This window comes from Haladaptatus sp. (genome assembly GCF_049589095.1).
Classification (GTDB): domain Archaea; phylum Halobacteriota; class Halobacteria; order Halobacteriales; family Haladaptataceae; genus Haladaptatus.
On sequence record NZ_JBAWAC010000506.1, the window covers coordinates 1 to 10249 of the forward strand.

Here is a 10249-nt window from a genome sequence, read left to right on the forward strand (position 1 = left end):
GCGGCGAGGTCGGCGAGGATTTCGCCGACGACGCTCGAAAACTTGAATCCGTGGCCGGAGAACCCGGCCGCGACCGCGACCTGCGGATGGTTCGGAAGCGTGTCGAGTATGAAGTGTTCGTCCGGGGAGTTGGTGAACATGCACGTCGCCAGTCGCATGGTCTGGCCTGCGGCTTTCGGGAAGTACTTCTCGGTGAAATCACGGAGGAGTCGTTCGTCCGCCGGTCCCGGTTCCGTGTTCCAGTCGTCCGGGTCAACCTGTTCGTCGAAGTGGTGGTATTTACCGAGCTTGAACCCTGGAACGCTGTATATCGGGAGGCCGTAGAACCGCCCTTCCGGGGCGCTGATATTCCACACCGGGAACGAGTCGGGTTCGAACAGCGACGGGGTTTCGGGTTGGAACCACGCGAGGACCTGCCGTTCCGGGACGGCGAGTCCGTCCAGTGCGTCGGCGAGTTTGTAGTTCCACGCACCGGCGGCGAGCACGAGGCTGTCGGCCTCGTACGATCCGGCCGACGTCTCGACCCGTACGCCGCCGTCCGGGGTTTCGGTCCAGTCGAGAACGCGTTGACGGGCGCGAATGTCCGCCCCTTCCTCCTGTGCCGCCTCGACGTGTCCGATGATCGATTCCTCCGGAACGACGAACCCGCCGTCCGGTTGGTACAACGCCTTGTAGTCGTCCGGGAGCCGATAACCGGGGAAGCGGTCGGCCAGTTCCGTGCCGGTGATGATTTCGTGCGGAATGTCGTGTTCCTCGCAGGAGCGTAGCGACCCCTCGAAGACGACGTTCCCTTCGGGAGCGGCGTCGATGGAACCGGTTCGGTGGATGACCGGCCGTCCCGTCCGGTCGGCCAACTCGTCCCACAGTTCGTAGGCGCGCTCGATGAGCGGGATGTACGACGGATGTTCGTAGTACGCACGCCGGATGATTCGCGTGATGCCGTGCGAGGAACCCTGTGTGTGCGGGATGTCGAACCGTTCCAGTCCGAGGACGTCGAGGCCGCGCCGCGCCAGGTGGTACGTCGCGGCGCTCCCCATTCCACCGACGCCGATGACGATGACGTCCCGTCGGTTGTTACTGTCACTCATACTCGTCCCCGTAGTTTCGAATCGACCGTCTTCACGTTTTCCCCGCGAAAAGCGGATGAACCCGCGTTCGTCCCCTCTCGAATGGCCCGCCTCGAAACCCGGGGCACTTGAATGGGGGAGCTATCTGTGGTTCATATTTATACCCCCGGATAGTGACAAGTTGTCACATGACACGATGGAACGACGGGACCGACCGAGTCGAAGCGGTCAGTCCCGACATCACCGACGAAACGAACGCCCTCCCCGCGGAGTACTTCACCAGCCCGGACGTGTTCGAAATGGAGAAGAAAAAGGTGTTCTCGCGCTACTGGGTGTACGCGGGCCACGCCAACTGCATCCCCGAGTCCGGGGAGTTCTTCACCCGGAACGTCGGCGACAAGGAGATCATCGTCCTGCGGGACGACGAGGGCGACGTTCGGGCGTTCTACAACGTCTGTGCGCATCGAGGGTCGAAAATCGTCGACGATACGCCGATGAGCGACCCCGGACACGTGAATCGGATCCAGTGTCCGTACCACCTCTGGACGTACGACCTGGATGGGGACCTCGCGACGACGCCGAAGAGTTTCGAGGAAGCCGGTCTCAACCCGGACCTGGAGGACGACGACGTGTCGGAACTCGACGCCGGGAAGAACGGTCTGATGGAGGTTTCGACCGACTGGATCGGACCGCTGGTGTTCGTCAACTTCGACACCGACCCGATACCGCTCTCGGAACAGGCCGGGAAGATGCAAACGGAACTCGAAGCGCTCCCGCTGGACGAGTACGAACACGCCGCGCGGTTCGTCTCGGAGGTCGAATGCAACTGGAAGACGTTCGGCGGGAACTACTCCGAGTGCGACCACTGCCAGGCCAACCATCAGGATTGGATCAAGGGGATTCAACTCGACGAGTCGGAGTTGGAGGTGAACGACTACCACTGGGTGCTCCACTACACGCACGAGGAGGACGTCGAAGACGAACTCCGGATTCACGACGAGCACGAGGCGAAGTTCTACTACATGTGGCCGAACTTCACGGTGAACATGTACGGCACCGCGGACGGCTACGGGACGTACATCATCGACCCCATCGACGAGGAACGGTTCCAACTCGTCGCCGACTACTTCTTCAGGGACGCGGAGATGAGCGACGAGGAACTGGAGTTCGTTCGAACGAGCCGCCAACTGCAGGAGGAGGACTTCGAGTTGGTCGAGCGTCAGTACGAGGGGCTGAAGTCGGGAGCGCTCGCACAGGCCCAACTCGGACCGAACGAGCACACGCTCCACAAGTTCCACCGACTGGCCCAAGAGGCCTACAACGCCTGAGTCGACGATGAACGAACAGGAACCAGCGCCGTTCGTCGCCAACTGTACCGACTGCGGGGAGCGAAAGGAGACGGCAACCCCCAACGAGATCGTCGAGTTCTACAGACGCCATCGGTCGCTCACGGGTCACGACGTCGAGTGGGAGTACGCCGACTACGGATCAGCCGGAAAACCGCCCGACTACGCGGACCTCAAATCCGTCGTCTTCGAACTCGGCGAGACCTTCGAGGATGGCGTCCCGCTCGGTCTCGTGACGGCGGCGATGGGCGAGCGGGGTCGAACCGTCAGCGAGACGCTCGACGAACTCCACGAACTGCGGATGACGGGTCACGTGTGGGAACCGAAGGACGATCACGTCAGCGCGTTCTAAACGGGCGGAACGCGGTCAGTAAACCACGTTTTCTGCCGGGAGACGAGGGCAGGCGACCGTCTCTTCGAAGCTCGGATGGTGGCTATCGCGTGCGATTCCGACTGTGGTACTGAATGTTTCATTCCTGCCATGGTACCGAATGTTTAACACGCATGCCCACGAGAGTCGGATGTCGAGGTAATCACCGGTAATAGCTATGTCGTTCATCTCGCACGTTACGGTTCACCATCCGGACCTCGCGCTGGCACCTACGATAGCGGCGGTACCGAACGTCGCGATCAAGGTCGTTCCGACGACGGGGACGGACCCGGATACGGGACTGTTCTTCTTCCTCGTCGAAACCAAGGACGGTGATTTCGGCCCGTTCGAGGACGCGCTACGGGACGATCCGACGGTAAAGAAGTCCGAGATGGTGGCGAACCACGGCGACACCCGAATCTACCGCCTCTGCTACACGCCGGGCACGAAACTGCTCACGCCGAAGACGACCAAGGTCGGCGGCCTGATGCTCGAAGCGAGGTCGGTGCGACAGGGATGGCTCCTCCGTCTCCAACTCCCTGACCGAAAGTCGCTGTCACAGCTGTGGGACTACTGTCGGGAGGAAGACATCTCGTTCGAGTTGGACCGAATGTATCAACAGGAGAGTCTGACCGCGGACGGCGAAGTCCTGACCGAGGCACAGCGGACGGCCCTGTTGACGGCGTTCGAGGCGGGCTATTTCGAGGAACCGCGCCAGACCTCACACGAAGCCCTCGCCGAGCAGTTGGGAATCTCGTCGACGGCGGTCGGCGGGCGAATCAGACGCGGAACGTCGCGTCTCATCGAAACGACACTCGTGCCGGACGACAACGAAGACGGCGGGAAAAGCGGGTGATGTGTCGGTTCTAGCAGTACGGACGGGTGCCTTCGACGGCCCGATGAAGACGCGTTCGGTGTACGGCAACGACTACGAAAAATCGACCGAGAGCGTAACGGCCACATCATTCACAAGCGCGCTGGAACATGGACCGATATGGACGAACTACCCCCGATCGGATTGGGAACGTACAAGAACACCGACCCTGAGGAGTGTGCGGAGGTCGTCGCGGCCGCGCTGGAACTCGGTTATCATCACGTCGATACCGCACGGGCCTACGACAACGAGGAGTACGTCGGCGACGGTATCGAGCAAGCCGACACCGACCGCGAGGACGTGTTTCTGGCGACAAAAGTGTGGGACGACATGCTCGCACACGACGACGTGCACACCAGCGCGGCGGCGAGCCTCGACGACCTCGGCGTGGACACGATCGACCTGTTGTACGTCCACTGGCCGCGGGACACCTACGACGCGGAGGGGACGCTCCCCGCGTTCGACGAGTTGCGCGAGGAGGGGAAGATCGAACACGTCGGCCTGAGCAACTTCACGCCGGAGCAACTGGACGAGGCGCGTGCGGTCCTCGACGCGCCGATATTCGCCCATCAGGTCGAGATGCATCCCCTGCTCCAGCAGGAGGAACTGCAGGAGTACGCGCGAGAGGACGACCACTGGCTCGTCGCCTACGCGCCGGTCGCGCGCGGGGAAGTCGCGGAAGTGGACGAGATTCAGGAGGTCGCCGAGCGACACGACGCCACGCCGTATCAGGTGTCACTGGCGTGGCTCGCCGCGAAGGAGAACGTCGCCGCCATCCCGAAGACGTCGAGCGAGGAGCATCTCCGGGACAACCTCGCGGCGCGCGAGTTGGATCTGAGTGAGGAGGACATCGCCACCATCGACGGCATCGAGCGCGTGGAGCGGTTCATCGATCCCGACGACGCGCCGTGGAATCAGTGAGCGTCGTCCGATAGGTCGTCGGGACGTCCCGCTCGTGGGGAACCGAGAAGTAGCCGGATCGGCGATTATCAGTTATTCCGGACCTCGATTACGGAAACAGCCGCGCTCGAAGTCGCGGTTCCGAACCCGTCGAACTGCTCGTTTTCGCGTCCATCACCTCGTGTTGCGGCGATCCATAGACTGACCGCTCGTCGTCGTTTCGCTGCAGATCGTGTTGTGGATATCCGTACAGATGATGCATCATTCTTTGACCATCCGATCTCCTTTCACCGATAATACCCTCCATTCGTACGACTACAATCCTTTCCACAGAGGCAGATACAACGTGGCTGCAACGGCAAGTCCACTAAGTAACGGGTAACGAAGTGGGCGACTTCGAGCGCGGCTGTTTCCATGGATCCAACAGTCACCCACGAACAAGAGCTTTGAAGCACGCGGGTCGATGTCAGCCCGAAATGAATGCAGACGACGCGGAGACGACGGTACGGGAGTACTACGAGGCGCTTCGTGAGGGCGAACCGCTACCGCCGTTTTTCGCGGCGGGCGAATCGCTGGTCAAGTTCGGAATCTCGGAACAACTCGTCGGGTACGAGACCGTCGCTGAAGGATTACGCAAGCAGACCCGCGAATCGGAGGATTGGACGGTGACGAGCAGCAACCTACGGGTGACCGAACGCGACCGCCACGCGTGGTTCAGCGACGACGTTCACATGGCGTGGACCGACACCGACACGGAAACCGGAACCGGAACGCGCCACGAGTTCGACACGCGGTGGAGTGGCACCCTGGAGCGGCGAGATAGCGAAGAAGAAGGAACGGAAGAATGGCGGTTCGTCGGGATGCACGTGAGTGTCGCCCGTCCGTTCTGAAACCGGGAAGCGAACTGCGCCACCCGATCACTCGACCGAGATGACTACCTTCCCGCGATGCTCACCGCGGTCCACGTGGCGGTACGCCTCGCGGACGTCGTCGAAGTCGACGACGCGGTCGATGACGGGATGCATCTCCTCGACTGCCATCGCGTCGGTCATCCGGTCGAACATCGCGCGGCTTCCGACTCCCATCACACCTTCGACGTCGAGCGATTTGTGCATAATCGGGCCGGGATCGACGCGTCCTTGCTGCCCGGCGAGAACGCCGATGAGATGGACGTGACCGCCGACGGCCGCCGCTTCGAGCGACTGTTCGAGCGTCCCGGGACCGCCGACTTCGACGACGTGGTCCGCGCCGCCGATTCGTTCTTGGACGACTTCTCCCCACTCGGGTGTCGATTCGTAGTTTATCGTCTCGTTCGCCCCTAGCTCGCGGGCCGCTTCGAGCTTTTCGTCGCTCGACGACGTGACGACCGTGCGCACGCCGTGCATCGCGGCGAACTGGAGCGCGAAGGTCGAGACGCCGCCCGTTCCGAGTGCGAGCACCGTCTCCCCGGCGTGGAGGTTCCCGTCCTCGACGAACGCACGCCACGCCGTCAGTCCCGCACAGGAGAGCGTTGCGCCCTCCTCGTAGGAGAGGTAGTCGGGGAGAACAGCGAGGCTCTCGGCCGGGAACGTCACGTACTCCGCCAGCGCCCCGTCGGTGGAACCGCCCGTCGTTCGCGCCAGCTTCTCCGGCGTTCCCGCCCCCTCTATCCAATCGGGGGCAAACGGCGTTGCGACGCGGGTTCCCGCCGAAATCCGTTCGACATCGTCCCCGACTTCCACGACTTCACCGGCCCCGTCGGACAGCGGAATCACCGGAGGCTCCGCTCCGGGATAAACGAGGTCTGCGTTCGCGATGGCCAGATCGCGGTAATTCAGCGAGCACGCGTGGATGCGGACCAGCGCCTCGTCGGCGTCGGGATTCGGCTCCGACCGCTCGGACTGTACTACCCCGTCGTACTCGGAATCCGTCCGTTGGACTTCGTAGGCTCGCATTTTCGTCGGGAGTTCGATCCCCGAGCGTTTCGTTCCTGCGTTCGCCCACAGTTTGACCACTTTTCGTGTTCATCCTCGGTCACGGCACGTCGAACCGACGGAGAGCCGATTCAGAGTTCGAGAATCTCAACTGGATTGCCGTCCGGGTCGCGGATGAAGAGGATCTTCGTGCCGCTGCCGGTCGTTTGCGGTTCGCTGATGGCCTCGACGTCGTCGGGGAGTGATTCGTACACGGCATCGAGGTCGTCGGTTTCTATCCCGAGGTGTTTCGCCCCGGTGTCGTACACCGCCGCGCCGCGAACGTCGTTCCCATCGTCGTCATCGTCGGCTTCATATTCGATGAGTTCGACGCGGCCGGTTCCGCCGTCAAGTTGGGCGAAGTGGCCCGTCAGTTCGTCGCCGCCGACGGCCGTCGAAAGTGCGTCGTCGGAGAGGGTGTACCGGTCGATGACGTCGAACCCGAGAACGTCGCTGTAAAATTCGACTGCACGATCGAGGTCGGTTACCGAGACACCGTGGTGGTGGAGGCTCAACTGGCTCATGGTTTCATCTCGTTCTCCCCGAGTAAAACGCTTCGTCTCGCGGCGTCGTCTGTCGGTACTAACGTCGAATACGAGGATGATGACAGGTATCGGCACGATACCGCCGTCGTCTACCGGTGTTGAGAAACCGTCCGGCGACGGGGCCGGACGATCCGGCACGATGGGTCGGGGAGAGATGATGTGGTAAGCCACGTGACGTTCAGATAGCCGGTAGCGAGCGTCGCTTGTGGGTGTATCGTGCCGATGTGTTTGCCTCTGTCCGAATCGACAGTGGGTGGTGGCATCCCGACCCGTTTCGATCTACGGATGGTTCGATAAAAGGAATTCTGACCAGTTCATCAAAACACGGCGTATATCGGGAAGGGAACGGGAAATTCGGCATCTGGAAGCGAGGAAACGGGAGTCACCCCTCGTCGGCGCCCTCCACGCGGGCGTCGTTCCAACGAACGGCCGACGAATGGTAGCGTCGCTGTCGGGGACGTCTCGATTTGGAGCCGCGTTCAGCGAATGGCGGACAATAACGATTCCGGCAGGGGTGAAGTAGACAGATTGATATTCGATACGACCGTGGGATAATAAAGTGCCAACTGGAGTAACCGTCAGGATCGACCCCCACGTCCACTCGGAGGGGTCGTACGATGCACACGATTCGATCGAACTGTTGCTGGAGCAGGCCAGTGACATCGGTCTCGACGCCATCGTCATCACCGACCACGACGTCATCGAGGAGTCACGACGGGCCGCCGAGCTCGCCGCCGAGTACGGTTTGATAGGAATTCCCGGCGTCGAAGTTTCGACGGGGGACGGCCACCTCCTCGCCATCGGCGTCGACGAACGTCCCACACCGCGTCAATCGCTCGGAGCGACCGTCAAGGATGTCCACGAACTCGGCGGCGTCGCCATCGTTCCCCATCCATTCCAGTGGAGTCGCCACGGCGTTCGGAAACGCGACCTCGTCGCGTGTGACGCCATCGAAGTGTACAACTCGTGGCTCTTCACGGGATACAAGAATCGGCGTGCCGGGGCGTTCGCGGACGAGCACGGCTATCCAGGAATCGCGGCGAGCGACGCACACACCGCGTCGATGGTCGGACGGGCGTACACCGAACTCACCATCGACGGCGTGTCGAACAAGTCGGAGATCGACTGTGACACCATCGTGGAGGCGTTCCGTTCCGGGACGACGGAGATCAACGGACGACGGACGCCGATCCCGCACAGCGCCAACCACTACACGAAGGGCGCGAGCAAGCGGATCGACGCGGCGGTTACGGCGTCGAACCTGAACGTGCTCACCCTACTCACGCAGTCGGCGTACGCGTTCCACCGCGGAAAACGGCGACGAGGGGCACTGCTCTTCGGCGCGGCGACGCTCTCCTCGCGGAACCACCGCTGGTGGTATCTGATCGAGGGATCGATCACGGCGAATCGCCTCATCAACCGGCTGTTCTGAGCGTTCCGTTCAGCCGATCCGGAGCTATTCCCCGTCGGAATCGCTCGAGTCCGGCGGAACATCGGCGAGTTGGCTATCCGACCGATTCGTGACTTCGACGAGTCGTCGTTACCCGTCCAAAAACTCCTCGATGCCGGTGCGCATGAAACTCAGGTCGGCCCCGAGGAGGAAGAATTGGAAGCCCCGGTTCGACCGCTCTGTCAGGGTGGTCGGCGTTCGACCGGCGATGCCCGGATACACGCCGTTGGCCTCGGCCGCCTCGAACACCCGCTGAACGGCCGCCGTCACGGTGGAATGGTCCTTCTCGCCCGGATATCCGTACGCGGACGAGAGGTCGTTTTCGCCGATGAACGCGACGTCGATGCCGTCGACGGCGAGGATGTCCTCGACCGATTCGACCGCCGACGGCGACTCGATTTGGACGACGACGAGCGTCTCGTCGTTCGCGTTCGCGACGTAGTCGTCAAATCGTTCCCCGTACTCGTTCGCCCGTGTGGTTCCGGCGACGCCCCGCTCGCCGACCGGTGGAAAGTGGGTCGCACGAACGACCCGTTTCGCGTCCGCGGCGGATTCCACGCCGGGGACGATGACACCCTGCGCCCCGGAATCGAGGGCGTGTTTCGCCCCGCCAGAGACGGTCGTTTCGACCGACGAAAGCCGGACGAGTGGCGTCGCGTTGGGTTCGACGGCCCGAACCAATGTCTCGACGCGTTCGGGCGAATGGGGCGCGTGTTCGGTGTCGATGGCGAGCCAATCGACGTCGGTTCGTGCCACGACCTCGGCCGCACGCGTGCTGCGCGAGAGAAGCCACGCGCCGACGACGTCGTCGCCGCGTTCGAGCGTCCGCAGTGTTCGATTCACGGGAGTCATTTCCGAACTGTTGCGAGGCGGAGAACAAAAAAGGGACGTGTCGAGTCGAGTGGGTGACGATTCGACGGTTTCCCGTTTCGTGTCCACTCGATGTTGATTCGGACGAGCGACCCCACACGAAGATATACCGTCGGGTGCTAACTAGAACCATGGGAACTGCACTCGACGAGATAGAGTTTCTCATACGGTCAGAACACCGCATCGAGTGCCTCGACGCGCTTGCCGAGCGTCCGCGTAGTCGGGACGACCTACAGGCGCTGACCGGTGCGTCGTCCTCGACGATCGGGCGCATGCTCCACGAGTTCGAAGCTCGTGGCTGGATTCGCCGGGATGGCTGTCAGCATCGGACGACGTCGGACGGGTTGTTCGTTGCGGGGGAGGTCACGACCCTGCTCGATCGGATCGAAACGAGACAGCGGTTGCGCGACGTCGCGCGATGGCTTCCGGCGGAGAAACTCGGCATCTCGATGGAATCGTTTTCCGACGCCGTCGTCACGGTCGCCGATGACGACGACCCGTACGAACCCGTGCGTCGTTACGACGAGTTGATAGTGAACGCGGGGACGATGCGTGCGTTCGGAACGGCGACGCTCAAATCCGCCAACGCCGGGACCCTGTATCGGAACGTTCGCGAGGGGATGACCACCGAAATCATCTATCCACCTCCCATCGTCGAAGCCGTATTGGAGTGGTCGCCGACGGCAGCCAAGAAAGGGCTGGAGGGCGGCAATCTCACCATCCTGATGCACGACGCACTCCCGTGTGGACTCACCCTCTTCGACGACCGGGTGGCCCTCACGGGTTACGACCCGGATACCGGCATGTTACGGGCGGTCGTCGATACGAACTCCCCCGAGGCGCGGGAGTGGGCGGAAGCGCTCTATGAATCCTAC

11 protein-coding genes are annotated in these 10249 nt (G+C 62.3%); 7 read left to right on the forward strand and 4 right to left on the reverse strand.

Going from position 1 to position 10249, the window contains the following annotated elements; genetic code table 11:
* Window positions 1–1088, reverse strand: a 1088-nt coding sequence (gene solA, locus WBV42_RS15725; RefSeq protein ID WP_423986856.1) for an N-methyl-L-tryptophan oxidase, incomplete at its 3' end; no start/stop codon positions are given.
* Window positions 1089–1255: 167 nt separating this feature from the next.
* On the opposite strand from solA, the gene WBV42_RS15730 reads away from it, so the two are divergent.
* From WBV42_RS15730 to WBV42_RS15750, 5 genes are all read left to right on the forward strand, one after another.
* Window positions 1256–2395 (forward strand): aromatic ring-hydroxylating oxygenase subunit alpha, encoded by a 1140-nt coding sequence (locus tag WBV42_RS15730; RefSeq protein ID WP_423986857.1) that lies wholly within the window; start codon window positions 1256–1258, stop codon window positions 2393–2395.
* Between the two features lie 7 nt (window positions 2396–2402).
* Entirely contained in the window at window positions 2403–2765 is a 363-nt protein-coding gene (locus tag WBV42_RS15735) for a hypothetical protein (protein WP_423986858.1), read from the forward strand.
* 196 nt (window positions 2766–2961) lie between these two features.
* Complete coding sequence (locus WBV42_RS15740; RefSeq protein ID WP_423986859.1) at window positions 2962–3639, forward strand: helix-turn-helix domain-containing protein; 678 nt, start codon at window positions 2962–2964, stop codon at window positions 3637–3639.
* 138 nt (window positions 3640–3777) lie between these two features.
* A complete protein-coding gene (locus WBV42_RS15745) occupies window positions 3778–4578 on the forward strand; it encodes an aldo/keto reductase (protein ID WP_423986860.1) in 801 nt (266 codons plus the stop codon).
* A 455-nt stretch (window positions 4579–5033) separates the two neighbouring features.
* Window positions 5034–5447: a nuclear transport factor 2 family protein gene (locus tag WBV42_RS15750; RefSeq protein ID WP_423986861.1), complete on the forward strand. Its 414-nt coding sequence runs from the start codon at window positions 5034–5036 to the stop codon at window positions 5445–5447.
* Window positions 5448–5474: 27 nt separating this feature from the next.
* On the opposite strand, the gene WBV42_RS15755 is transcribed toward WBV42_RS15750, so the two are convergent.
* Together WBV42_RS15755 and WBV42_RS15760 are read right to left on the reverse strand one after the other, a co-directional pair.
* Window positions 5475–6491 carry a zinc-dependent alcohol dehydrogenase family protein gene (locus WBV42_RS15755; protein ID WP_423986866.1) on the reverse strand — a complete coding sequence of 339 codons (1017 nt, stop codon included), beginning with the start codon at window positions 6489–6491 and terminating at the stop codon, window positions 5475–5477.
* A 110-nt stretch (window positions 6492–6601) separates the two neighbouring features.
* Window positions 6602–7033: a VOC family protein gene (locus WBV42_RS15760; RefSeq protein WP_423986862.1), complete on the reverse strand. Its 432-nt coding sequence runs from the start codon at window positions 7031–7033 to the stop codon at window positions 6602–6604.
* A gap of 580 nt (window positions 7034–7613) precedes the next feature.
* Between WBV42_RS15760 and WBV42_RS15765 the strand changes: the two genes are divergently transcribed.
* A complete protein-coding gene (locus tag WBV42_RS15765) occupies window positions 7614–8486 on the forward strand; it encodes a PHP-associated domain-containing protein (RefSeq protein ID WP_423986863.1) in 873 nt (290 codons plus the stop codon).
* Between the two features lie 108 nt (window positions 8487–8594).
* Here the strand turns inward: WBV42_RS15765 and WBV42_RS15770 are convergent, their stop codons facing one another.
* The gene (locus tag WBV42_RS15770) at window positions 8595–9356 is read right to left on the reverse strand and encodes an HpcH/HpaI aldolase family protein (protein WP_423986864.1); all 762 of its coding nucleotides are present in this window, start codon (window positions 9354–9356) and stop codon (window positions 8595–8597) included.
* 149 nt (window positions 9357–9505) lie between these two features.
* Between WBV42_RS15770 and WBV42_RS15775 the strand changes: the two genes are divergently transcribed.
* Window positions 9506–10249, forward strand: a 744-nt coding sequence (locus WBV42_RS15775) for a helix-turn-helix transcriptional regulator (RefSeq protein WP_423986865.1), incomplete at its 3' end; no start/stop codon positions are given.

Coding starts and splice junctions, on each gene's coding strand:
- WBV42_RS15730 (WP_423986857.1), top strand. CDS start 1,256: ATGACACGATGGAACGACGGGACCGACCGAGTCGAAGCGGTCAGTCCC.
- WBV42_RS15735 (WP_423986858.1), top strand. CDS start 2,403: ATGAACGAACAGGAACCAGCGCCGTTCGTCGCCAACTGTACCGACTGC.
- WBV42_RS15740 (WP_423986859.1), top strand. CDS start 2,962: ATGTCGTTCATCTCGCACGTTACGGTTCACCATCCGGACCTCGCGCTG.
- WBV42_RS15745 (WP_423986860.1), top strand. CDS start 3,778: ATGGACGAACTACCCCCGATCGGATTGGGAACGTACAAGAACACCGAC.
- WBV42_RS15750 (WP_423986861.1), top strand. CDS start 5,034: ATGAATGCAGACGACGCGGAGACGACGGTACGGGAGTACTACGAGGCG.
- WBV42_RS15755 (WP_423986866.1), bottom strand. CDS start 6,491: ATGCGAGCCTACGAAGTCCAACGGACGGATTCCGAGTACGACGGGGTA.
- WBV42_RS15760 (WP_423986862.1), bottom strand. CDS start 7,033: ATGAGCCAGTTGAGCCTCCACCACCACGGTGTCTCGGTAACCGACCTC.
- WBV42_RS15770 (WP_423986864.1), bottom strand. CDS start 9,356: ATGACTCCCGTGAATCGAACACTGCGGACGCTCGAACGCGGCGACGAC.